This is a genomic window from Sphingopyxis sp. CCNWLW2 (assembly GCF_037095755.1).
In the GTDB taxonomy this organism is placed as follows: Bacteria; Pseudomonadota; Alphaproteobacteria; order Sphingomonadales; family Sphingomonadaceae; genus Sphingopyxis.
Genome location: NZ_JBAWKJ010000003.1, coordinates 14,752 through 37,517, shown reverse-complemented (window position 1 = coordinate 37,517; position 22,766 = coordinate 14,752). Strand labels below are relative to the sequence as shown.

At 63.1% G+C, this 22,766-nt stretch carries 18 protein-coding genes and 1 pseudogene; 13 read left to right on the top strand and 6 right to left on the bottom strand.

Annotation, left to right across the window (positions count from 1 at the left end; genetic code table 11):
* Nucleotides 1-26: 26 nt before the first annotated feature.
* The gene (gene qhpR, locus V8J55_RS17705) at nucleotides 27-1,037 is read left to right on the top strand and encodes an AraC-like transcriptional regulator QhpR (protein ID WP_336446926.1); all 1,011 of its coding nucleotides are present in this window, start codon (nucleotides 27-29) and stop codon (nucleotides 1,035-1,037) included.
* An 11-nt stretch (nucleotides 1,038-1,048) separates the two neighbouring features.
* Nucleotides 1,049-1,894 (top strand): type 1 glutamine amidotransferase, encoded by an 846-nt coding sequence (locus V8J55_RS17700; RefSeq protein ID WP_336446925.1) that lies wholly within the window; start codon nucleotides 1,049-1,051, stop codon nucleotides 1,892-1,894.
* A gap of 45 nt (nucleotides 1,895-1,939) precedes the next feature.
* Here the strand turns inward: V8J55_RS17700 and V8J55_RS17695 are convergent, their stop codons facing one another.
* On the bottom strand, nucleotides 1,940-2,797 hold the full coding sequence (locus V8J55_RS17695; RefSeq protein WP_336446924.1) for a catechol 1,2-dioxygenase: 858 nt from the start codon (nucleotides 2,795-2,797) through the stop codon (nucleotides 1,940-1,942).
* Nucleotides 2,798-2,905: 108 nt separating this feature from the next.
* Between V8J55_RS17695 and V8J55_RS17690 the strand changes: the two genes are divergently transcribed.
* From V8J55_RS17690 to V8J55_RS17680, 3 genes are read left to right on the top strand one after another with little or no spacing between them, the layout of a single operon-like run.
* A complete protein-coding gene (locus V8J55_RS17690) occupies nucleotides 2,906-4,174 on the top strand; it encodes a cytochrome P450 (protein WP_336446923.1) in 1,269 nt (422 codons plus the stop codon).
* Nucleotides 4,175-4,182: 8 nt separating this feature from the next.
* The gene (locus V8J55_RS17685; protein WP_336446922.1) at nucleotides 4,183-5,514 is read left to right on the top strand and encodes a glutamine synthetase; all 1,332 of its coding nucleotides are present in this window, start codon (nucleotides 4,183-4,185) and stop codon (nucleotides 5,512-5,514) included.
* A gap of 11 nt (nucleotides 5,515-5,525) precedes the next feature.
* Nucleotides 5,526-6,986 carry an aldehyde dehydrogenase family protein gene (locus tag V8J55_RS17680; RefSeq protein ID WP_336446921.1) on the top strand — a complete coding sequence of 487 codons (1,461 nt, stop codon included), beginning with the start codon at nucleotides 5,526-5,528 and terminating at the stop codon, nucleotides 6,984-6,986.
* Between the two features lie 40 nt (nucleotides 6,987-7,026).
* On the opposite strand, the pseudogene V8J55_RS17675 reads toward V8J55_RS17680, so the two are convergent.
* Nucleotides 7,027-7,367: pseudogene (locus V8J55_RS17675) on the bottom strand (DOPA 4,5-dioxygenase family protein).
* Entirely contained in the window at nucleotides 7,364-8,167 is an 804-nt protein-coding gene (locus V8J55_RS17670) for an acetoacetate decarboxylase family protein (RefSeq protein ID WP_336446920.1), read from the bottom strand. Before V8J55_RS17670 ends, V8J55_RS17675 begins: the two are co-directional and overlap by 4 nt.
* Nucleotides 8,168-8,289: 122 nt before the next feature.
* On the opposite strand from V8J55_RS17670, the gene V8J55_RS17665 reads away from it, so the two are divergent.
* The 4 genes from V8J55_RS17665 (at nucleotide 8,290) to V8J55_RS17650 (ending at nucleotide 12,246) form a co-directional block, all read left to right on the top strand.
* A complete protein-coding gene (locus V8J55_RS17665; RefSeq protein WP_336446919.1) occupies nucleotides 8,290-9,177 on the top strand; it encodes a fumarylacetoacetate hydrolase family protein in 888 nt (295 codons plus the stop codon).
* Between the two features lie 7 nt (nucleotides 9,178-9,184).
* On the top strand, nucleotides 9,185-10,615 hold the full coding sequence (locus tag V8J55_RS17660; RefSeq protein ID WP_336446918.1) for an aldehyde dehydrogenase family protein: 1,431 nt from the start codon (nucleotides 9,185-9,187) through the stop codon (nucleotides 10,613-10,615).
* A gap of 18 nt (nucleotides 10,616-10,633) precedes the next feature.
* A complete protein-coding gene (locus V8J55_RS17655) occupies nucleotides 10,634-10,951 on the top strand; it encodes a 2Fe-2S iron-sulfur cluster-binding protein (RefSeq protein WP_336446917.1) in 318 nt (105 codons plus the stop codon).
* A 191-nt stretch (nucleotides 10,952-11,142) separates the two neighbouring features.
* Nucleotides 11,143-12,246, top strand: a complete 1,104-nt coding sequence (locus V8J55_RS17650; RefSeq protein ID WP_336446916.1) for an NAD(P)-dependent alcohol dehydrogenase — start codon at nucleotides 11,143-11,145, stop codon at nucleotides 12,244-12,246.
* 21 nt (nucleotides 12,247-12,267) lie between these two features.
* Here the strand turns inward: V8J55_RS17650 and V8J55_RS17645 are convergent, their stop codons facing one another.
* The 3 genes from V8J55_RS17645 to V8J55_RS17635 are packed head-to-tail and all read right to left on the bottom strand — an operon-like array spanning nucleotide 12,268 to nucleotide 15,975.
* Nucleotides 12,268-12,885 (bottom strand): glutathione S-transferase family protein, encoded by a 618-nt coding sequence (locus tag V8J55_RS17645; protein WP_336446915.1) that lies wholly within the window; start codon nucleotides 12,883-12,885, stop codon nucleotides 12,268-12,270.
* A 7-nt stretch (nucleotides 12,886-12,892) separates the two neighbouring features.
* A complete protein-coding gene (locus V8J55_RS17640) occupies nucleotides 12,893-14,146 on the bottom strand; it encodes a cytochrome P450 (RefSeq protein ID WP_336446914.1) in 1,254 nt (417 codons plus the stop codon).
* Nucleotides 14,143-15,975, bottom strand: coding sequence for an AMP-binding protein (locus tag V8J55_RS17635; protein WP_336446913.1), 1,833 nt, complete (start codon nucleotides 15,973-15,975; stop codon nucleotides 14,143-14,145). Before V8J55_RS17635 ends, V8J55_RS17640 begins: the two co-directional genes overlap by 4 nt.
* A 216-nt stretch (nucleotides 15,976-16,191) precedes the next feature.
* Here V8J55_RS17635 and V8J55_RS17630 point away from each other — a divergent pair, with 216 nt between their 5' ends.
* The 4 genes from V8J55_RS17630 to V8J55_RS17615 are packed head-to-tail and all read left to right on the top strand — an operon-like array spanning nucleotide 16,192 to nucleotide 22,749.
* Entirely contained in the window at nucleotides 16,192-18,615 is a 2,424-nt protein-coding gene (locus V8J55_RS17630) for a TonB-dependent receptor (protein ID WP_336446912.1), read from the top strand.
* Between the two features lie 14 nt (nucleotides 18,616-18,629).
* The gene (locus V8J55_RS17625) at nucleotides 18,630-19,841 is read left to right on the top strand and encodes a CaiB/BaiF CoA transferase family protein (protein WP_336446911.1); all 1,212 of its coding nucleotides are present in this window, start codon (nucleotides 18,630-18,632) and stop codon (nucleotides 19,839-19,841) included.
* Nucleotides 19,838-21,328, top strand: a complete 1,491-nt coding sequence (locus V8J55_RS17620; RefSeq protein WP_336446910.1) for an acetyl-CoA acetyltransferase — start codon at nucleotides 19,838-19,840, stop codon at nucleotides 21,326-21,328. Before V8J55_RS17625 ends, V8J55_RS17620 begins: the two co-directional genes overlap by 4 nt.
* Nucleotides 21,325-22,749: an aldehyde dehydrogenase family protein gene (locus V8J55_RS17615; protein ID WP_336446909.1), complete on the top strand. Its 1,425-nt coding sequence runs from the start codon at nucleotides 21,325-21,327 to the stop codon at nucleotides 22,747-22,749. The genes V8J55_RS17620 and V8J55_RS17615 overlap by 4 nt, the downstream gene beginning before the upstream one ends.
* Nucleotides 22,750-22,766: the final 17 nt, after the last annotated feature.

Here is a 22,766-nt window from a genome sequence, read left to right as displayed (position 1 = left end):
ATGATTCGGCGAGCATATCGGGGGATATGGTTATGAGCACGGCGGAAGTACGCACGACGGTCCTGAGCGGCTGGATGGATCGTATCCATGATTTCGGTGTCGATGCACCCGACGCGTTGCTTGCCGCGGGCATCGACCCTGCCCCCGCGCATTGCGCCCGCGATACGATCCCGTTGACCAATTTTACCCGCATGGCCGAATTCGTCGGCGACCATTCGTCCGATGCGAGCGCCAGCTGGCTGATCGGTGAGGAATATGATCTCGCCGAACTGGGCGAAGTGGGCGAGGCCGTGTTGAGCGCGAAAACGCTGGGCGGAGGGCTACGGCGCCTGACCGATAATTTTGAACTGCTTCAGGATGCCTCGCGGCTGAACCTCGAAACGACTTCGGAAATGGCGACCATATCGTACCGGATTCTCGACCCGTCGATCTGGCCGCGCCACCAAGATGCGCTGTTCAGCCTGGGCATCATCACCAAGATCGTGAAGATGGCGGTTCCTGAGGCGATGGAATTCGTCGAACTCGGCTTTGAATGCCGGAAAAGCGACACCGGGTTGAAGCTGGGGCAAGGTCAGCTCGAGTTCGAATGCGAAGCCAACAGCATCAGGCTGCCCGTCGCGATGCTCGATCGCCCGATGCCCGAATTCGACCGCCCCTGCGATCTCAAGCGGCTTTCGTCCAGCCTCGCGGAGCGCCGCCGACGACGCCCGGCACGCGAAAGGCTCGCCGGCATTATTTTCTCCCGTCTGTCAGACGGCGACATCAACCAGGATCATCTGGCACGTGAAATCGGGATGTCGAGCCGCACGATGCGCCGGCGTCTGGCGGACGAGGCCACATCGTTTCAGCACCTGCTCGACGACTGCAAGATGCGGCAGGCGGTTCTGGAATTCCGGGTCAGGCCCGGCGCCTCCATTGCCGAAATCGCCTTGCGGTTGGGCTATGCCGAACATTCGACCTTCACCCGGGCCTTCACTCGCTGGGCGGGCACGCCGCCCCAGAAATTCCGCGCCGCCCTTTCCGCCACGAAACATTGAGATCAATATCGATGCCAAGCCTCTTGCTGATGGAAGGCAACACCGCCTCCAAGCGAAAATCGGGAGCCGAACTCGGCGTCCGTTCGTCCTCGGAAATTTACGCGCTCGCGATCCGGGCGCATTTTCCGGATCTGGAACTGGACGTGGTCAACGCCGCGGACGAAGATTGGGCGATACCGGGAGGGCGCGCGCTTTTGGACTATGACGGCATGGTCATCACCGGGTCGTCGCTGCACGCTTATGATCCGGAGTTCGCCGTCACCAACCAGATTGCGCTGGTAGCAGAGGCGGGTGCGGCGGGGCTGCCGATTTTCGGCAGTTGCTGGGGATTGCAGATCGCCGTCATGGCGGCCGGTGGGCTTGTCGAATATAATGCCAAGGGGCGCGAGGTCGGCTTTGCCCGCAAGATCCTGCTCAACGACGATGGGCGCGGCCATCCGATGTTCGCTGGCAAGCGAGGCGTATTCGATGCGCCCTGCATCCATTATGACGAGGTCACGCGGCTGCCCGATCGCGCGACCTTGCTGGCCTCGAACGAGCACAGCCTTGTCCAGGCAGCGATCATCCCCGTCAGCAAATCGGACGTTTGGGCGGTGCAATATCATCCCGAATTCGACATCGCCCAGCTGGTGCAGCTCTACACCCTCTATGCCGACAATATGGTCGAACAGGGCTTCTTCGCCGACCATGCGTCGCTTGACGACTATGTGAAGCGGCTGACCGGGCTGGCCGCAGACCCGGCCGATGCCGGCCTCGCCTGGCAACTCGGCGTCGATGCCGACATCACCGACGATCGCAGGCGCCGGCTGGAGATCATCAACTGGATCGAAACCTGTGTTCTCGGACGCGATGGCTGATATTCCGAGTCGTCCCCGCGAAGAGATGAGGATGGTGGCTTTGGCTCAGGTCCGTGCGAAATAGACATGCACCTGGCTGGTGCCGGTCGCATTTTCATAGTCGGAATAGCGCACGCCCGGCCATGTCCAGTTGCGGCCGCCGCAGGCGCCGGCCATCATCAGATAATGACCGAAGCGCGCCTCGGGGACATGCTTCAGAAACTCGGGCATTGTATCGATTACGGAAGCGTGGTCACCCTTGTGGAACCATTCCAGCCGCTCATAATCCGCTTCGCGTGCCTCGGGTCGGGAAATGTGGATCGGATCCGACGCTTCGTGTTTCTCGAGTTCGGAAAGCGGCCAGAAACGATGGCTCATCGACCCGCTGGCGATCAGCAGCACGCGCCGGTCGGATTCGGCGATCGCCTTGCCAACCCCCTCGCCGACCCTCAGAAAGTCAGGCGTTTCTCCCGTCTGGGCACAGCCCACACTGATCCATTCCTCGCCGCCGTGCAGATAATCGGCGATGTTGATCGTGGGGTAATGGATCGGCAGATAAGGATCGTCGATGGCGCTGGTCCGCACGCCGCACGCGGTCGCATGGGCGGCGACGCTTCGCGCCAGATCGGGATTTCCCTTCAGATCATAGGGTATCTGGCTCATCCCGCGGGGCAGCTCGTCCGACGTGTATTTTCCGGCGCGTCGGTCGTGCGCGGTCACACAGAATTCGACCGTGGTGAACCAGTGACTGTCGAACAGGATGACCGTGTCGGGTCGAAGCACCTCCATCACCTCCGCGCGGAAACGATGCAGCCCCGGCACCAGGCTGATCTCCTTGCCTTCGTTCAGTTCATAGCGAACTTCCTTCGGCAGCATGATGGTGGGGGCATGCGCAAGCAGCGCGGCGCCGACGATCTCACCCATTGTCCAACTCCTTAAAATCCTTCGATCACGACCATGGCGGACTTGGCGCGGGCAAGCTTGTCCGTTTTGGCCAAGTCACGCCCGAAGCCACGGCATAGGCTTTTGTTCATGGTAGATTATCCCTTCTCGAGGGCGACCGATGCGTTCGTCGACCTTTCGTCGCAGGACGCCTTCAACGAAGGCCTGCCGTGCGCGACCTTCGACCGGCTGCGCCGCGAGGATCCGATGGCCTGGATCGACATGGCCGATGGCAGTCGCGGTTTCTGGAACGTCACGCGCCATGCCGACCTGCTCGATCTCAATCGCCAGCCCGACCTGCTGTCGTCCGCCCGCGGCATCCGCATGGAGGATCAGACTGCGGATGAATTCGAAGCCCGCAAGACCTTCCAGGAAACCGACGCGCCCGAACATCGCGCCTTCCGGGCTCTGGTCGCCAAGGCTTTTTCGCGATCGACCGTCGCCGGGTTCGAAGGCCAGATCCGCAAGATCGTCACCGACCTTCTCGACGTCGCGCTCGGCGCGGGCGAGTTCGATGCCGTCGATGCGATCGCCCGCAAACTGCCGATGCAGATGCTCGCGCAGATCATGGGCGTGCCCGAAGCCGATGGCGCCTGGCTGGTCGAAAAGGGCGACGCGCTGATCTCGAACGCCGATCCCGACTATACCGACTTCGTGATCGACAAGGTCGATACCGACGCATACCGCTTTCTTCCGTTCCGCTCGCCCTCGGCGATCGAATTGTTCGATTACGCAGACAGCCTGCTCGACCGGATGGCCGCGGGCGAGCAGATCGGTGTCCTCAACCTGGTGCTGGATGAAACGAGCCACGGCACGCGGATGTCGCGCGACGCGTTCAAGAATTTCTTCTGCCTGCTGGTCGCGGCGGGCAATGATACGACGCGCTACAGCCTCTCCGCGACGCTTCACGCGCTGGCCAATGATCCCGCGCTGCTGGCCCAAATTCAGCGTAGCGACTTTGCCCATTGGGACGAGGCCACCGACGAGATGATCCGCTGGGCGTCGCCGACCACGCATTTCCGCCGTACCGCGACCCGCGACTTCGACTATCACGGCAAATCGGTGAAGGCGGGCGACAAGGTGCTGCTGTGGTTCGCGTCGGGCAACCGCGACGAGACCGCGATCCCCGATCCCTACACGATTGACCTCAAGCGGCCGCGCAATCCCTTTCTATCGTTCGGACAGGGTGGCCCGCACATCTGCCTCGGCATGTGGCTCGCCAAGCTGGAGGTCAAGATCGTGATGCAGGAACTCGCGCTGCGCGTGCGCCGGATCGAACAGACCGCGCAGCACAGCTATCTGCGGTCCAATTTCATCCACGGGATCAAGCATCTGCCGTTGAAGGTGGAGCAAATTTGAGGGGCGACATGAACGAGCTTTCGCAGGCCAAATCGGGCGCCATGCGCCAGCAGCTCGGCGCGAAGCCGCGCGTTCGTATCCTGTTTGCGGACCAGCTCAACCTCGCGCGGGGCAAATATGTGCCGATGAGCGAGGCGGCGAAGGGGCACGCGCGGCTGTGCGTCGGCACCTATGCGGTCACCTATGACAAGGTGATGGTGGACGCCCCCGGCGGCGGCATGCTGGACGGGCTGCCCGACATGGAGGCCGCCTTCGATCCCGAAGACCTGCGCGCCGCCTGGGAAGACAATACCCAGATCGCGCTGGCCGACCTCCTGTTCAAAGGCGCGCCCTTCGCCCTGTGCGGACGCTCCGCGCTCAAGCGCGCGATCGAAGGCTGGCGCGCGATCGGGCTCGAACCGATGGTCGGCATCGAAATGGAAGCCTATATCTTCCAGCGCGGCGCCGATGGCGGATGGGTCCCTTACGACACGCCGGGCGCCTTCGTTTATGGGACGGGTCCGTTCAGCGATCCCGCAGGCCTGGTGGACGATATCTGGTCCTGCGCCGACCAGTGCAACCTTCCGATCGAATCGATCAACGCCGAATTCGACGCGCCCCAGTTCGAACTGACCCTGCGCTATGCCGATGCGCTGAAGGCCGCCGACGACGCTTTTCTATTCCGGCAAATGGCGCGCGAAATCCTCTATAAGCGCGGCTATCTTCTGTCTTTCCTGCCAAAACCCTTTGCCGACAAGAGCGGCAGCGGGCTGCACTTCAATCTCAGCTTCAAGGACGCGCAGGGCGATAATATCTTTGCGGACGACGCGGCGAACGGGCGCCCGGGCGACATCATGGCCGGGTGCATCGCGGGGCTGCTGGAACATCATGAAGCACTCGCCGGAATCATGGCGCCGCTGACCAACAGCTACGCCCGGCTCCAGCCGGCCAGCCTGTCGGGCTATTGGGCAAATTGGGGAATCGATCATCGCGCGGTGACCGTCCGCGTTTCGGCCGAAACCGGATCGGCGGCGCGCATCGAACATCGGTTGGCCGATTGTGCCGCGAGCCCGCACTTCGCGCTGGCCGCGGCCCTGCAAGCCGCGTTGCTCGGCGTGACAAAGGAATATCCCCTCCCTCCGCCCGAAACGAGCGACGGCCTGGACCAGGCCAATACGGCGCGCCACACCCCACACGCGCTGGGCGACGCGCTCGACGCACTCGATGCCGACGCCGTGCTGAAACAGGCCGTCGGCGCGGCGCTGATCGACAATTTCATCGCGATCAAGCGCGAAGAACTTCGCACGCTGGCGGGCAAGCTGGACGCCGAACATATCGCCTATTACCTGCATTATATCTGAGGGTTAAATCCATGCGCGATCGCGTCAATATCGAGGGCGTTAGCGTATCGCCCGATCATTTCATCGGCGGCCGGCGCGTGTCCTCGGCTTCGACCTTCGAGACCCGCTGTCCGTTCGATTGGGACCGCAAACTCGCCGATGTATCGCGCGGCGACGCGGAGACCGCCGCGCTGGCGGTCGAAGCGGCGACCGCCGCCTTTCCAGCCTGGGCAGCCATGGCGCCCGCCGAACGCGGCGCGATCATGCGGCGGCTGTCGGACCTGATCGAGGCGAATATCGAACCGATCGCGATCGTCGAATGTCTGGACATGGCCATGCTGCACGAAAGCTTGCGCCTGCGTGTGATCGCGCGCGCCGCGCTCAACTTCAGAAGCTATGCCGACCTTGCCGAGGAGCATGTCGAGCGCGTCTGGTCGTCGAAGGGGACCGCCAACCGCGTCATCCGGATGCCCGCCGGCCTGGCCGTAATCATCACGCCGTGGAACGCCCCGTTCATGCTATCGACGTGGAAGTGCGCGCCGGCGCTGGCGGCGGGCAACACGGTGATCCTGAAACCCGCCGAATGGTCGCCGCTGTCGGCGTCGCTGCTCGCCGACCTGATCGATGAGGCCGGCTTTCCGCCCGGCGTGTTCAACATCGTGCAGGGTCTGGGAAGCGAGGTCGGCGCGGTGCTGGTCGGCGACCCCCGCGTCAAGCGGATCAGCTTCACCGGATCGGTCCCCACCGCGCGCGTGATCGGCAAGGCGGCGGCGGAGACTATCGTGCCGTTCACCGCCGAGCTGGGCGGAAAATCGCCGCTGCTGGTGTTCGCCGACGCCGATATCGACGCCGCCGCAAAGAAAGCCGCCGGCCAATATGACGACAGCGGCCAGGTCTGCATGGCCGGCACCCGAATCATCGTCGAGGACAGCATAGCCAATCAGTTCCTCGAGAAATTCCATACTTATGCCGATGCCCATATGCTGGGCGACAGCCGCGACCCGGCGACGACCATGTCTGCGCTGATCCACCCCGCGCATGTCGATCGCGTCATGGGCTTCATCGACCGCGCACGCACGGCGGGTGACACGGTCATTCGCGGCGGGACGCGCTGGCAGGAGGGCATGAACTTCATCGAGCCGACGCTGATCCTCCCCAAATCGAACGACAGCGAAGTCGTTCAGAACGAAGTGTTCGGCCCGGTGCTGACCTTCCAGACCTTCTCCGGCGAGGCCGAAGGGATCGCGCTCGCCAATTCGACCGCCTATGGTCTGTCCGCCATGGTCTATACCGGCGATGCGGCGCGGGCCGAGCGCGTGGGCCGCCGGGTTCGCGGCGGCACCGTGTGGGTGAACACCTTCCTCGTCCGCGACCTGACCGCGCCGTTCGGCGGCATCGGGATTTCGGGCCTTGGCCGCGAGGGCGGCGACTATGCCCTCGATTTCCATTCGGACCTCAAGACCTTGCAGATACTGGACGGGTCCGTGCGCTGAGGATGGGAGGTCAGGCACGCGCCTGCCTGCGGATCGTACGTCAGCTTTCCAGTTTCCGCCGAAACACATCTAGATTGAGCAGTTCGCTCTCGTCCAGCCAGACGACATGCGCGGTGTGATCGCGCCAATCGTCGCCACTGTTCGCGTGCAGGAAGATGGTGAACCGGCCGCGGGCTGCACCAGCCAGCGCAATGCTTTCGCGATCTGGTCCTGCGCTATCGTCTTCTGGCGGCTTCCGCGTGGATGCGAGCCGACGGGGACGCTATGGACGCGCCCCATGGCGACGCCCAGCACCGCGCACATCGTTTCGCCCAGTTCGCGGGCCGCGTCCGCCTCGTCGGCGTCGAAATAGATATGCGCGTGCCAGTCCGCGATCGTCACGCGATATTCTGGCGCCACAGCGTTGTGCCGGCTTTCCACGACACGCCGACCTCGTGCCAGTAGCCAGCGATCTTTTCCTGCAGCGCGATATCGAACAGTTCCTCGACCGGCGAGTCGAACAGCGACAGGTCGAAATCGCCCTTGAAGCACCGCCCCAGCTCGACGTCGAAGCTCGACATGGTGACGACTTCGTTCAGGCTGTCGGTGCCATCGGTCTCGATCGTCGGCATCCAGCGGCTATGCGCCATCGGCAGGCCGTTGACGAAACCGGGGCGCTCGCAGGCTTCGGTGATAGTGAAGCGCCCTTCGGCCAGGCGCCGGTCGAACGCGGCGAGCGTCACGCCGAAGGTGCCGCCGGGTTCGAGCCGTGGCCCGGCCCGGCCGACGACGACCGGCCGGCTCATGTGGATCGAGCCGAGCTTTTTCGGGTAGCCTTGATGCTGCCCGCGCAGCAAGGCGAATTCCTTGTCGACCCAGATATAGATGCAGCGCGAATAATGTCTGCCCTGGAACTTGCAGCGGACGACGAAAAACATCTCCTTATACTGCACGCGGATGGGGTCGAGGATATGGCCCGGAACCTCGCTGACGCTCTGCCAATCGGCCCAGATCGCGGCGACCGCACCAGGATCCTCGTCGGCCGGTTCGAAGCCCTCGGGCAAAAGCGCGGCGACCTTGGCGGGATCGGTGCGATATTCCAGCGTGATCAGCTCACCCGAATAATGCCACGGAACCGGCGGGACGATCGAAGCCTGCCCCGTCGGCGTGCGCGGATAGAATAGGCCCTTGAGCGTGGACATGGTCACTCCTCATCTGAATTTATCCCGGCCTAGCGCGCGCGGCTGAATCCAACTTGGCCAAATTGGCCAATCCAGGTGGTCGCTGGCAGGGTTAGATCGGCGCCTAGTTTCAGGAGCATCCCATGACCGTCGAATATCGCCGCATCCTCCTCGATGGCTATCCGATCCTCGCCACGCGCGAGGGCGATCGCCTGGTCACCCGCGACGGGCGCAGCATCGGCGTCGACGAGGCGGTGCATCTCGCTCCCTGCAACCCGAGCAAGATCATCTGCGTCCATCTCAACTATCACAGCCGCGTCGAGGAGTTCATTACCAAGCTGCCCGCGGCGCCGACTTATTTCCACAAGCCGGTCACCGCGCTCAACACCCACAACGGCGATATCGTCCGTCCCGAGCGCTGCAAATGGCTGAATTTCGAAGGCGAGATCGCGATCGTGATCGGCAAGACCTGCCGCAACATCGCGCCGTCGGAAGCGGGCGACTATATCCTCGGCTATTCGGTCGCCAATGATTACGGCCTCCACGATTTTCGCGACACCGATTCCGGGTCGATGCTGCGGGTCAAGGGATCGGACACGCTCTGCCCGATCGGACCCGGGCTGGTGACCGGCTGGGATTTCCGGGAAAAATGGATCCGCACCTATGTCAATGGCGAGCTCAAGCAGAGCGACACCACCGACAATATGGAATGGGACATGCATTACCTGGTGGCCGACATCGCGCGGACGATCACGCTGGAGCCGGGCGATGTCCTGCTGTCCGGGACCCCCGCCAACAGCCGCCCCGTCGAACCCGGCGACCTCGTCGAGGTCGAGGTCGAGGGACTCGGCAAGCTGAGCAACCGGATCGTCCATGGTCCGACTCCGATCCGCGACGATTGCGGCGCCCAGCCGACCGAGTCCGAGGAAGTGATTTCCACCGCGATGGGCGGCGACTGGGAGTTTCGCGGCATCCGCGCCGCGGGCGGACAGGGCGCGCAATTCTACAAATCGCAGCTCGACGAAAAGTAAGCCGGGCATGACGGGCGCGACGCGCTTCTACATCGAGGGCCGCTGGGTTAGCCCGGTTGATGCAGAGCTGGCCGATATCGTCAATCCGGCGACCGGGGCCGCGATCGGTCAGGTTGCGCTGGGCGGTGCGGCCGATGCGGAGACGGCCATTGCCGCGGCGCGTGCCGCCTTCCCGGCTTGGTCGATGACCTCGCGCGAGGAGCGGCTTTCCTTTTTGCGCGCGATCAACGCGGCGCTGATCGCGCGGGGCGACGAGATTGCCGACACGATCATGGACGAAATAGGCGCCCCCGTGGGGCTGGCGCGCGAAGCGCAGGCGCCCTCAGGGCCGCAGCATTTCGGCGAAGTGATCCGGGTTCTCGAAAACTTCGCCTTCGAGGAACCGTTGGGCTCGACCCTCTTGCGCCGCGAGCCCGTCGGCGTTTGCGTGCTCATCACGCCTTGGAACTGGCCGATGAACCAGATCGCGACCAAGGTCGCGCCGGCCCTGGCGGCGGGCTGTACAATGGTGCTGAAACCCAGCGAACTGGCTCCGCTCGATGCCGCGATCCTTGCGGACATCATCGACAAGGCGGGCCTGCCAAAAGGCGTGTTCAACCTCGTCCACGGCACGGGTTCGGGGATCGGCGACACGCTGACGCGGCATCCCGATGTCGATATGGTGTCGTTCACCGGATCGACGCGCGCGGGCATTGCGATTTCGACCAACGCCGCGCCGACCGTGAAACGCGTCGCCCTCGAACTGGGGGGCAAGTCCGCTAACATAATCCTGCCCGGCACCGACATGGAAACCGCGATTCCCGCGAGCGTGCGCGCGTGCATGCTCAACAGCGGACAGAGCTGCAACGCGCCGACGCGATTGCTCGTGCCGCGCGCCGCGCTCGATGATGTGAACCGGATCGCGGCGCGCACCGCCGACGCGATGACGGTCGGCTTGCCCGAAACCTCGCCCGATCTGGGACCGGTCGCCAACGCGGCGCAATATGGCCGCGTCCGGCAGCTCATCGACGCCGCGATGACCGAGGGCAGCCGTCTGATCGCGGGCGGCCCGGATTGCCCGGAGGGGCTCGCGCCCGGTTATTTCGTGAGGCCGACGATCTTCACCGACGTGGTGCCCCAGATGATCGTCGCGCGCGAAGAGATATTCGGCCCCGTCCTCGCCATCATCGCCTATGACAGTGTCGACGAGGCGATCGCGATCGCAAACGCCTCGCCATACGGCCTCTCGGGCCAAGTCTGGGGACCGGACCCCCTCGCCTGCAAGGCCGTCGCCGCCCGGATGCGCACCGGCATGGTGCATATCAACGGCGCCTCGCTCGATTCCGCGGCCCCGTTCGGTGGGTACAAGATGTCGGGGAATGGCCGGGAGTGGGGAATTTACGGCCTTCACGAATATCTCGAGGTAAAATCCGTCTACGGCGGCGCGGCTATTTCTTGAAGTGGACAGAGGCAGAAAATGATACGGATTTCGGTTGAGCCGCGCGATGGGATTGCGCGCGAGATTTCAGGCAACGTCGGCGCAACGCTCATGGAAACGATCCGCGACAATGGCTTCGACGAGTTGCTCGCCTTATGTGGGGGATGCTGTTCCTGCGCGACCTGCCACGTGATCGTCGCGCCTGAGTTCGCGGCAAAGTTGCCGGCCATGTCGGCCGACGAGGACGATCTTCTCGATAGCTCCGATCACCGAGCCGTAGGTTCGCGGCTGTCGTGCCAGATCGTGCTCGATGAGGCGCTGGATGGCCTCAGGGTCCGAATCGCGGAAGAGGGTTAGATTGTGTGGTCTCTCATGCTTCGCTTTTTGATTGAAGCGTGACTCAGTGCTGACCGCAGCTACCACCCCATCTGGCCGATATCGGCCAGTCAGCTTTCAGGTCGAATTTGGCGAAAGCCGACTCCCCCCATTTTCAGAGGGGGCCAATCCCTGTCGCTCGTCGCAAAGGAGGCCAAGCTAGGGAGAGCAACATGAGAATCAGGGCTGCAGTGACGCGGAGCAAGAGTTCGGCCTTCGAGTTTGTCGATATCGAACTTGATGCTCTTCGGGATGACGAAATCCTCGTCGAAATTAAGGCGGTCGGGCTTTGTCACACGGACCTTGTCGCGCGTGACCAGATACTCCCAATCCCACTTCCCGCCGTATTCGGACATGAGGGCACCGGGGTTGTCGTTGAGACGGGTGCCGCCGTGCGCAAGGTTGCGCCAGGGGACCGGGTGATTTTGACTTTCCGCTCGTGCGGCCATTGCCAGCGGTGCAGTTCCGGTGAGCCGACCTATTGCGAATCGGCGGTCGCACTGAACTATAGCGGGTGCCGCCACGACGGGAGCAAAACGCTTTGCCTCGATGGCCAAGCGGTATCGGGTAACTTCTTCGGTCAATCGTCCTTTGCAAGCCACGCCGTTGCCTATGAGACAAATGTCGTGAAGATCGATGCCGACCTGCCGTTCGAAAAGCTGGCACCGCTAGGCTGCGGCGTGCAGACGGGCGCCGGCGCGGTGCTGCGCGCGCTCAAATGTCCCCCGCGCTCGTCGCTACTTATCACAGGCGGCGGCTCGGTTGGTCTGAGTGCCGTTCTCGCGGCGGTCGTGGCGGGCTGTAGCATCATCATCGTCTCCGACCCCAAGCTCGAGCGGCGCGAACTGGCCCTCGAACTTGGCGCCACGGCGGTGCACGATCCTGCCGAAGGCAAGCTCGCTCCGTTTGTCCGTGCAATCACGGGTGCCGGGATCGACAATGCCCTCGACACCACCGGAATCGGCCCCGTCATGCACGCCGCGCTATCGTCCCTTAGACCGCATGGCACGCTCGGACTTCTTGGCATCCCGGCCGATCCGGCCCAGCCATTGCCGGGGTCCGCCTCAAGCGTTCTAACCTTCGGATACACGATCAAGGGGATTATCGAAGGCGACAGCGAGCCCGACAGCTTCATTCCCGAGTTGATCGCACTGCATCTCGAGGGCCGCTTCCCCTATGACAGAATGATCAGCGCCTATCCGTTCGAACAGCTGAACGAGGCGGTCGCCGATCAACATGAGGGAAAGATCGTGAAGGCCGTTCTCACCTTCGATTGAGAAGGCTGCCCGGCGGCGATTCTACACCGGGGCCTGGCGGGCACAGGCCCGGCCCCAGGCTGGCCGGGCGATCAGCTCCCGGAAATATTCGGCCTGCCGATCCGAGATGCCGTCGTCGAGACCGAAATGCCGCGCGAGCATCAAAGCATAGCCCGTCGAGATATCGGCGATGGTAAAATCATCCCCGGCAACAAAGCGGCCGCGCGCGAGCATGACGTCCAGCCAGCTGAGCCGGGCGTGGAACCAGACCCGATAGTCTTCCGCCACCTGTTCGCTGCGCCGCTCCTCCGCTTCGAAGAGCGCGTAGCGAAGATAGATCGCCTGCGGCACCGTCAGCGTCGCTTCGCCATAGTGAAGCGCGTTCAGATAATCGCCGTAACGCGAAGCATCGGGGGCGACATTCAGCCGGGCGCCGGGATGGCGATCGGCCAGATATTGGCAGATCGCCGCCGACTCGGTCATTCGCGTCTCCCCGTCGACAAGAAAGGGGACCGTGCCGAGCGGATTGACCCCGAGATAGTCGGGAGCCGTCTCGCGGGGCGGAAAGGTGAGCGATATCAGCTCATAGGCCGCACCCACTTCTTCAAGCGCCCAGAGCGCGCGAAACGAACGGCTGTTGTCACAGTGGTAAAGTCGCATGAGCAGGTCACCCGAATTCATAGCGCAGGGGCAATTGCTTGAGCCCGCTGACGAAGACCGATTCGATATAAGATGGCTCCCCTGCCAGCTCGACATGTTTGAGACGGGGCAACAGTTCCGCGAAGAAGGCCCGAATCTCCATCAACGCAAGCGGCTTGCCCAGGCAGAAATGCGGACCGTAGCCGAACGCGAGATGCGGCGGGTTCGCGGGGCGATCGATGCGCAGCGTGTCACCATCGGGGAAGACGCGTTCGTCCCGGCAGGCCGAAGCATAGCAGAGCATGAGGCCCTCGCCGGCCGCAATCCGCTGCCCGTGGATCTCGACATCCTCGACCGGCGTCCGCATGAAGTGCTTGACCGGCGCGACCCAGCGAACAAATTCTTCCGAAGCCTTTCCGAGCAGCCCGAGGTCGCCGCGCAATCTTTCCATCTCGCCCGGAAAGTCGAGCAGCGCCTTCAATCCGCCCGCGATAGAGGCGGCCGTGGTATCATGGCCGGCGGTCGATACGATCACATAGTAGGAAATCATTTCCCGGCGCGCCATGGGACAACCGTTCACCATGCCGTTGGCGATCGTCGAGACGATGTCGTCGCGCGGGTCGGCGCGGCGCTTCTCCGAAAGGTCGCCGAAATAGGAGGCGAACTCCGCAACGACATCGCGGGTGCTCGTGTCGCCCTCCGCTCTGTCGCCGGTCTTCAAATCCTTGTCGGCAGGACTGAAAAGGCGCTGCGTCAGCCGAAGCACATGAGGTTCGTCCTCGCGCGGCACGCCCATCAGGGTCAGGATGACGCGGAGAGGATAGAGAAATGCGATGTCACCCGAGAAGTCGCAACTGCCGCCCATATCCTCCATCCGGTCGACGAACTCTTTGGCGATTTCAGCTATCCGCGGTTCGAACTGCTTCAGATGGCGCGGCATGAACCAGTCCTTGGTGACGTCGCGGTGCCCCCGATGATAATCGCCGTCCATATGCGTCAGCGGCTTCACCCCGTTCCGGTCGCCATATTTCGCGAGATAGATCTCCTCCACCTTCTCGGGGAGTAAAACGGTGCGCGGTCCCGCTTGATACAAGGCGGGCGACCTTTCGACCGCCATGATGTCGGCATGGCGCGTGAGCGCCCAGAACGGTCGGTAACCGGGCGCCTCGACGCGCGCCACCGGCGCTTCGTTGCGCAGCCTCCGATAAAGTTCATAGATGGCGGCCGGATCGCCGAAGGACGAGGGGCGCGCCAGAGCGGTGGCGTCGATGGCTTGGGTCAAGCGAGTGTCTCCCTGATGCGAATGCGAAGGTTGAGCCGGTCAAGCGCGTCGACCAGACCGTCTGGCGGCCCCGGCGGGCAGTCGACGAACAGCAATCCCGACGTTTCGAGCATAACCGGCAACTCAACCTGCCCCAGTCCGTCAACGGCCAGCTGCGCCGCCCGCCGGCGCAATTCGGGCTTGAAAATCTTGCGCATCGCTGTGCGCGGCAGCTCGTCCAGGGCAATGATCCGGACCGGGACGCCCGCACGGTCCGGCACCTGTTCAGCGCAAAAGGCGCGGATCTCGTCCTCGTCCAGCGCGGCGCCCCCCTCGAGCTGGACGAAGGCGATCGGAAGCTCGCCGGCGCGCGCGTCGGGAATTGCCACGACCGCTGCATCGGCGACGAGCGGGCATTGCAGAAGCGCATCCTCGATCGGCGCCGGGTCGATGTTATGGCCGCCGCGGATGATCAGATCCTTCGCGCGCCCAACCACCCATAAATAGCCGTCGGCGTCGAGCGTCCCGAGGTCGCCGGCATCGATCCAGCGCTCGCCGTCGGACATCCCGGCGATCAACTTCTCCTGGGTCTGACGGGGATCGGTATATCCTTGAAAAACGCCGGGACCGGAAACGGCGATGTTGCCAAGTTCCCCGCTCTCGCAGTCGCGCACGAAGCGCTGCCCCTCATCGAGCGCGACGATTTTTACACGGTAGAAAGGAGATTGCAGCCCTCCGCTGCCCGCGCGTACCGCAAGGCCTCTCGGATTGGCGGTGCAAAAGCCGGAACATTCGGTCATTCCATAGCCTTCGAGCAGGTCGATCCCGAGCGCTTCGCGGTAGTCCTCCACCAGGCTGGGCGGCAGTTTGCTCGCCCCGGCGGTCGCGAAGCGCACGACATGCCCCCCCCCGTCATAGGCCCGCAGCAAGTCACCGAAGGCCGTCGGAACGGTGATGATTTGCGTGAAACCATATTCCCGGGCCCATTTCCAGAAGTTGGCAACCACGGCCGGCGACCGGTAGCCCGCCTGGGTCAGGAGAACGAGCGTATGGCCCAGCAGCATGGCCCGGGTCGTCCCGATAACTCCCCCGCCGACATGGAATAAAGGGAGGCCGGCGGGCACGACATGATCGTCGTCGAGGCTCGTCACATGCGCGGCTGCAAATGAGCCTACCAACAGGTTTCTGTGGCTAAGCCGTGCGATCTTCGGGGCGCCGGTCGTGCCGCCGGTGGGGAAGAAGGCGCCGATGTCGTCGAGCGTCGGGGCGGCGCCATCCAGCACGGAGCCATCGCTTTCGAGCGCCGCACCGGCAAGGTCGAGGGCGCCATCGCCGGCTGGCCCGGCAATCACCAAATGATGCGTGATCCCGGGGACAAGTTTCCTGACCGCTTCGGCCAGTGCAAACGTGCCGCACTCCCCTCCGGCGGGTCCGCTGATGATGGCGCGCGCGCCGCAGCCACGCGCGATCTCCGCGATCGCCTTTGGCTCAAGGAAGGCGTTCACCGGAGCGACCGCCGCCCCGCTTTGTGCAGCCCAAAAAGCGAGAAGTGCGTCGATCGACTGGGGCGGCAGGAAGAGGACTGGGTCGCCGACGCCGAGACCAAGCGAACGCAGCACATTGGCGCGCCGCGTTATGCCATCGGCAAGATCCGCGTAGGTGATCCGCCTGGTCGCCCCGTCCGCCTCTGCCGACAACAGCTCGATTACCGCGATTTTGTCCGGGTAACGGCGGGCGGAGCGGAGAATCGCGTCGTAGATGCTCGTGGCATCTATCGTTCCCGCGTCAAGCGCCTCGAAATCTCGCCGGACCTGCTCCACGGATGAAACCGGCGTCGCATCCACCATCATCTTGTCTCTCCCTGTTATGGCAATGAGCCTGGTCCGATCCGCGATGGGCCGCGCCCTCAATTTGGAGGGGGCGGACAGGTCTGCGGAAAGATTAGCTCGTGTCGGCTGATCATGCGGCCCCGTCTTTCAGAGGGGGCGGCGCGCCGAATCGCCCGGTAAAGGCGAGTTGAGCAGACTTCCTCACAGGAAGCAGAACAAAAATAGGGAGACGGTAAGATGCGTAATTCTTGGTTCAAGTGCGGGGCTTCTGCTGCCGTGGTGGCTATTTCCCTGCTGGCGCCCGCCGCCGCGCAGGGCCAAACGACCGGTACGGAGACGCCTGCAGCTGAAGGACAGAATACGGGCGAAACTCCGGAGGCATTCCAGGATATCGTTGTTACAGCCCAGCGACGAGCCGAAAACATCAACGATGTCGGGGTCACGATTCAGGCCTTCAGCGGTGACACGCTGAGGTCGGTCGGCATCAGCGATGCTGCGGGTCTCGCGCAGATTACCCCGGCGTTCAACTTCGCCCGGTCGAGCGCGAACACGCCGATTTACACGATACGCGGTATCGGCTTCCAGACCCCGAACCTGTCGTCGACTTCGCCGGTCGGCATCTATGTCGATGAAGTCGCTTACGCCTATCCCTATATGAGCAACGGGCCATCGTTCGACGTCGAGCGGGTCGAAATCCTCAAGGGTCCGCAAGGGACGCTGTACGGCCGCAATACGACTGGCGGCCTGGTCAACTATATCGCGGCAAAGCCGACGACCGACTTCTCGACCGGTTTCACGGTTGAGCTAGGCAATTATGAAACGATCAATGCCGAAGGCTATGTGAGCCTGCCGATTGCGCCCACCCTCGGTCTTCGCGTGTCGGGACGTTGGGAAACAAGCGGCAAGGGTTGGCAGAAGAGCGTCAGCCGCCCGGGTGATCGGCTCGGCGAAAAGGATCGCCTAGGCGCCCGGGCCATTCTCGAATGGGAGCCGACGTCGGCGCTTCGCCTGACGTTGAGCGGATCCTACTGGGACGACAATTCGGACACGACCGCCGTCCAGGCAGTCGCGTTCACGCCGGACTCCCCGCCATTTGCCGTTCCCGGCCTCGCGGCGGCGGTGCGCACCGACTGGAAAGCCGGCGAAGCCGACTGGGGGCCAAACTATACCGGCAAGCCATCCTACCGCGCTCGCTCGCGCTTTTATGGCCTTTCGGGACGTCTCGACTATGAGCTCAGCCCCGACATCACATTCACGTCGCTGACCGGCTATAATGATGTGAAGCGCTACGACATGAACGATGTCGATGGCACGCCGTTCGAGACGTCCGAATATCTCTCGGATGGCCGCATCAAGAGCTTTTCGCAGGAACTGCGCCTGACGGGCTCGGGCGGTTCGCTCGACTGGATCGTCGGCGGCTATTATTCGCGCGATAATATTCGCGATGACCAGATTGGCTATTATCGCGATTCCTCGATCCTCAATACGCTTGCTTTTGTCGGGGGCCAGATCCCGCAGAATGTCTACACGCCGGCGCAGGTGGCGAACGGCTTCAACAATTTCCGCAACCTCTCGTCCCAGCGCAGCCGGTCGTTGTCGGGCTTTGCCAACGCCGATTTTCGTCTCTCCGAACAATGGAAACTGAGCGCGGGCATCCGCTATACCGACGACAGCCTCTCGTTCCGCGGCTGCTCGGCGGACTTCAACAACAATACGGCGCCAGTCTGGAATACCGGTGTTGCTGCGGTCGTCGCGCAGCGGACCGGCCGCCCCTTCCAGTCGCCCGGGGTCGGCCCCAATGAGTGCCTGACCTATCGCGCCGACTTTACCGGACGCGATCCCATCTATGTCCGCTCGCTCGACGAAGACAATTTCGCGGGCCGGCTCGCGGTCAACTGGGAGCCGAACGACGACACGCTAATCTATGCGTCGGTCAGCCGCGGCTACAAGTCGGGCGCGTTCCCGGTCGTCGCCGCCAACGTCGAAACCCAGCTCGATCCTGCCAAGCAGGAACAGGTGACCGCCTACGAGCTGGGCCTGAAGGCCAGTCTCGCCGATCGGGCGGTCCAGGCGAATGTATCGGGCTATTATTACGACTATCGTGACAAACAGCTGTTCGGTGAAATCCAGGATCCGATCTTCAGCTCGCTGACCCGGATCATCAATGTTCCCAAGTCGCGCGTCTGGGGCGGCGAGGTCGATATCAGCATTCGGCCGACGGAAGCGTTGTTTCTCAAGCTCGGCGGGTCGTACACGAACACCCGCGTGACCGACTTCACCGGCTTCGACCGGCTCGGCCAGCCCCAGGATTTTGCGGGTTCGGCATTTCCCTTCACGCCGAAATGGCAGTTCAACGCCCTTGCGACCTATGATGTCGCCTTCGGCGCCGACAATGCCGTGCAGTTCGGTGCGAATGTGAGCCATCAGGGATCGACACCGGGCGCGCTCGGCGAAGATCCCGATTTCGACGTTGCTTCCTATACGATCGTCAATGCGAACATCACGTTCAAGCTGAAAGACGATCGCTTCCGCATCGGGGTGTTCGGCCGAAACCTCTTCAACGAAAATTATTATACGGCGTCCGACATCCTCACCGACACGGTGATCCGGGTGCCAGGCATGGTGCGCACCTATGGCGTGACACTCTCCGTCCGCTACTGACCAAGAGGAAAGACATGACACGATCCAGTGCGGCCGGGCCCCTTTCGGGAGTGACCGTCGTCGACATGACCAGTGTGTTGTTCGGAGCTTTCTCGTCGCAGATTCTGGGGGATCTCGGGGCGGATGTGATCAAGATCGAAGCGCCCGGTTCGCGGGCCGACAATGGGGGCGATATATTTCGCTATACCGGTCGGCCCGCGAAGACCCCCGGAATGGGTCCGATGTTCATGCATTACAACCGCAACAAGCGGTCGGTCTTGCTCGATCTGCGCCAGTCGGACGACCAGGAGGCGCTGCGCCGCCTCCTCAAAGAGGCCGATGTTTTCATCACCAACGTCAGAATGAAGGGCCTCGCCAAGCTTGGCTTCGATTATGAGCAGGTCCGCGCGGTCAACCCCGAGATCGTTTATGTTCACTGCGCGGGCTATGGTGCCGACGGCCCCTATGCTTCGCTTCAGGCATATGACGATCTGATCCAGGCCGCCTCGGGAGCAACCGACCTGCTGGGACGCGTCGATGGTGATCCGGCGCCGCGCTACCAGCCCTCGCTCATCGCCGACAAATCGTCGGGCCTGTTCGGCGCCTATGCCGTGATGGCGGCACTTTTCCACCGTGAACGCACGGCTGAGGGACAATTTGTCGAAGTGCCGATGTTCGAATGCTTCACCTATTTCAACATGACCGAGAATCTCTACGGGCACACCTTCGATCCACCGACGGGTTCGTACGGATACAGCCGGGTCTTCAATCCCAACCGCAAACCCTACCCCACACTCGACGGCTATCTGGCCATCCTTCCCTATTCGGATGCGCAATGGGACGATTTCTTCGAAATCGGCGGAATGCCTCCGGGCACCTTTACCCAGAATCCTCGCTACGCCACCTACGCGCTGCGCACCGAGAATATCGCCGAGATTTACGGGATGATCGAGACGGTCGCACGAACAAAGACCACCGACGCGTGGGTCGAGGCGCTCGCCGAGCGCAACGTGCCATGCATGAAGGTGGCGCGGCTCGAAGATGTGGTCAATGACCCCCACCTCACCCAGGTCGGGTTTTTCGAACGGCGCGATCATCCTTCCGAGGGGGCGTATATTTCGCTGAAGCATCCGGTGAAATTCGCCAGGACGCCGGCGAGCGTGCGGCGCGATGCGCCGCGCCTGGGAGAACATACCGACGAGGTGCTCGCCGAATTCGGCGTCGAACCCCACCAAAAACTGGCATGAACCAAGTCGTCATAGTCGGCGTTGGCGAGATCGCCGATCGGCCAGGCAAAATCGAGCAAGGTCTCGATCCTCTCGGCTTGATGGCGGCAGCCACGAAAGCAGCCTGCCGCGATGCCGGGGTCGGCGCGGACGCAATCGATGCCGTGGATGTGGTTCATCAGATCAGCTGGAGATACGCCGATACCGCGCGCGAATTCTGCCGGCGGGCAGGGATAGAACCCGCCCATGCCACTTACCAGGCAGGCGGGGGCGAGAGCCCGGTTCGCCTGATCCACGAAGCGGCCCTCGAAATCGCGCGAGGATCGCGACGCGTGTCGCTCGTTGTCGGGGGGGAGGCGCGCAATACGGCATCCAAGGCGCGCCGTGCGGGCGTGAAGTTGCCTTGGCCGGACCGGGCGGCGGTTTTCGAACACCCTTGGGCGGTCGAGAAAAAACTGCATCCGCTGGCAATCGCTCATGGGGTGGCTCAGCCGACCTTCGTTTACCCCTTTTACGAGAACGCATTCGTCGCGGCGAAGGGGCAGACGCCACAGGAAGCGCATCGCGAATCCGCCGAACTGTGGGCAAAATATGCCGCAGTCGCCGCCGCCAATCCCTATGCGTGGCGGCGGCGCACGCCGACAGCCGACGAAATTGCAGAGCCATCGGAAAGTAACCGTCCGATCGCCTATCCTTACCTCCGCTCCATGGTCGCGAACCCGACGGTCAACCAGGGAGCGGCGGTCCTGCTGATGAGCGAACAGGCGGCCATCGAAGCCGGCATCCCGCCGGAGCGCCGGGTCTATATTGTCGGAGGCAGCGCAGCGAATGAAGACGACGACTATCTGAACCGCGATCGCTACGATCGTTCGCACGCTCAGGATGCTGCGTTGATGGCCGCACGCGACCTCGCCAACGGAGCGATCGACAGGATGGAGCTCTATAGCTGCTTTCCGTGCGTTCCGAAAATGGCGTCGCGCGCATTTCAATGGGCATCGGATGTTCCCACGGTGACCGGCGGCCTCAGTTTTTTCGGCGGGCCTTTCAGCAATTATATGACCCATGCGACCGCCGCGATGGTTCGTGCGCTGCGGTCGGATGCGGGCACCGGGCTCCTTTATGGACAGGGCGACTTCGTCACCAAGCATCACGCTCTGCTGCTGTCGAGCACGCCGGCGCAGGCACCCTTGACCGCCGATTACCGCGTCGATGCCGCGGCGCGGCGAGCCCGCGGCGCCGTACCCCTCATCGTCGAAAGCGCGGAGGGCCCGGCCTGCCTTGAAACATTCACCGTGCTCAATGATGCGCATGGCGCATGGGAGAAGGGCGTGGCCATCCTGCGAACGTCAACCGGCGCGCGCAGCATGGCGCGCGTGCCCGCAACGGACACAGAAACATTGGCGCTGCTGGTCAGTCCAGCCCGGTCGCCTGTCGGCCGTTCCGGCGTCCTCCATCGGGCGGCGGACGGACTGCTCGAATGGCGCATGATTGAAGGAGAGACAAGATGAGCCTCGCAGAATACAGCCTGACCATTGGCGGCGAAGCGGTCGTCACGGCAGACAGCCTTGACGTCATTAACCCGGCAACGGAGGCGGTCATCGGCCATGCGCCCAATGCGACCGCGAAGGAGTTGGACGACGCCGTTGCCGCGGCGCGGCGCGCTTTTCCGGGATGGCGCGATTTGCCCCGGACGGAACGGGCGCGCAGCCTCAAGGCCGCCGCCGCGGTCCTCGTGGAACATGCCGATTCGCTGATGCGGCTTTTGACCAGCGAGCAGGGAAAGCCGCACGACGAGGCGCGGTTCGAGATCATGGGTGCGGCCTATTGGCTGACGTCGTTCGCCGACATGGAAATCCCCGTTACGGTGAACGAGGATACGGATGAACGTCTATCGGAGACCCGCCGCGTGCCGGTCGGCGTGGTTGCCGGGATTTCGCCGTGGAATTTCCCTGTCCTTCTCTCCTTCTGGAAAATCGCTCCGGCACTGGCGGCGGGCAATTCGCTGGTCCTGAAGCCTTCGCCCTTCACTCCGCTGACCATGCTGCGGATCGGCGAGCTTCTTCGCGGGGTATTTCCGCCCGGAGTTTTGAACGTCATTGTCGGTGATGATGCGCTGGGCCCGCTAATGACGGCCCATCCCGGCTTCGACAAGATCAGCTTCACCGGGTCGACCGCGACGGGCAAGCGCGTCATGGCGTCCGCAGCAACCGACCTTAAACGCATCACGCTCGAACTTGGCGGCAACGACGCTGCGATCGTGATGCCGGATGTCGATATCGAGCAAACGGGGAAGGCGCTCTTCTGGGCGGCGTTCCGGAACAGCGGCCAGATCTGCATTGCGACCAAGCGACTTTATGTGCACGCCGATATTTACGAGCCCCTGACGCGCGCGCTGGTGGATTATGCAAGGAGCGTGCGCCTCGGCGACGGCGCCGGTCAGGGGACGCAGCTCGGCCCGGTGCAGAACGCCCTGCAGTTCGCGCGGGTGGCCGAACTGATCGACGACAGCAAGGCGCAAGGACATGACTTCCTTCTGGGAGGCGACATCGATCGCGACGTACCGGGCTATTTCATCCCGGTGACGATTATCGGCAATCCCCCGGAGGCATCGCGTATCGTTCAGGAGGAGCCCTTCGGCCCGGTTCTGCCGATTCTGAAATTCGACAATCTCGAAGACGCGATCGCCCGCGCCAATGCAAGCGATTATGGGCTCGCGGGTTCGGTCTGGACGAAGGATATCGCTCTCGCCACCGAGGTCGCACAGCGCCTGGAGACCGGAACCGTCTGGATCAACGAAGTGCAGCATCTCACGCCGTTTCAGCCCTTCGCCGGCCATAAGCAATCGGGGATCGGTGTGGAAAACGGGCTATCCGGGCTGCTCGAATATACCATCTCGCAGACCGTCACCGTGAAGCACATCGTTGCCTGACGTCAGCGCAAGGCCGC

Coding starts and splice junctions, on each gene's coding strand:
- qhpR (WP_336446926.1), top strand. CDS start 27: ATGGTTATGAGCACGGCGGAAGTACGCACGACGGTCCTGAGCGGCTGG.
- V8J55_RS17700 (WP_336446925.1), top strand. CDS start 1,049: ATGCCAAGCCTCTTGCTGATGGAAGGCAACACCGCCTCCAAGCGAAAA.
- V8J55_RS17695 (WP_336446924.1), bottom strand. CDS start 2,797: ATGGGTGAGATCGTCGGCGCCGCGCTGCTTGCGCATGCCCCCACCATC.
- V8J55_RS17690 (WP_336446923.1), top strand. CDS start 2,906: ATGGTAGATTATCCCTTCTCGAGGGCGACCGATGCGTTCGTCGACCTT.
- V8J55_RS17685 (WP_336446922.1), top strand. CDS start 4,183: ATGAACGAGCTTTCGCAGGCCAAATCGGGCGCCATGCGCCAGCAGCTC.
- V8J55_RS17680 (WP_336446921.1), top strand. CDS start 5,526: ATGCGCGATCGCGTCAATATCGAGGGCGTTAGCGTATCGCCCGATCAT.
- V8J55_RS17670 (WP_336446920.1), bottom strand. CDS start 8,167: ATGTCCACGCTCAAGGGCCTATTCTATCCGCGCACGCCGACGGGGCAG.
- V8J55_RS17665 (WP_336446919.1), top strand. CDS start 8,290: ATGACCGTCGAATATCGCCGCATCCTCCTCGATGGCTATCCGATCCTC.
- V8J55_RS17660 (WP_336446918.1), top strand. CDS start 9,185: ATGACGGGCGCGACGCGCTTCTACATCGAGGGCCGCTGGGTTAGCCCG.
- V8J55_RS17655 (WP_336446917.1), top strand. CDS start 10,634: ATGATACGGATTTCGGTTGAGCCGCGCGATGGGATTGCGCGCGAGATT.
- V8J55_RS17650 (WP_336446916.1), top strand. CDS start 11,143: ATGAGAATCAGGGCTGCAGTGACGCGGAGCAAGAGTTCGGCCTTCGAG.
- V8J55_RS17645 (WP_336446915.1), bottom strand. CDS start 12,885: ATGCGACTTTACCACTGTGACAACAGCCGTTCGTTTCGCGCGCTCTGG.
- V8J55_RS17635 (WP_336446913.1), bottom strand. CDS start 15,975: ATGATGGTGGATGCGACGCCGGTTTCATCCGTGGAGCAGGTCCGGCGA.
- V8J55_RS17630 (WP_336446912.1), top strand. CDS start 16,192: ATGCGTAATTCTTGGTTCAAGTGCGGGGCTTCTGCTGCCGTGGTGGCT.
- V8J55_RS17625 (WP_336446911.1), top strand. CDS start 18,630: ATGACACGATCCAGTGCGGCCGGGCCCCTTTCGGGAGTGACCGTCGTC.
- V8J55_RS17620 (WP_336446910.1), top strand. CDS start 19,838: ATGAACCAAGTCGTCATAGTCGGCGTTGGCGAGATCGCCGATCGGCCA.
- V8J55_RS17615 (WP_336446909.1), top strand. CDS start 21,325: ATGAGCCTCGCAGAATACAGCCTGACCATTGGCGGCGAAGCGGTCGTC.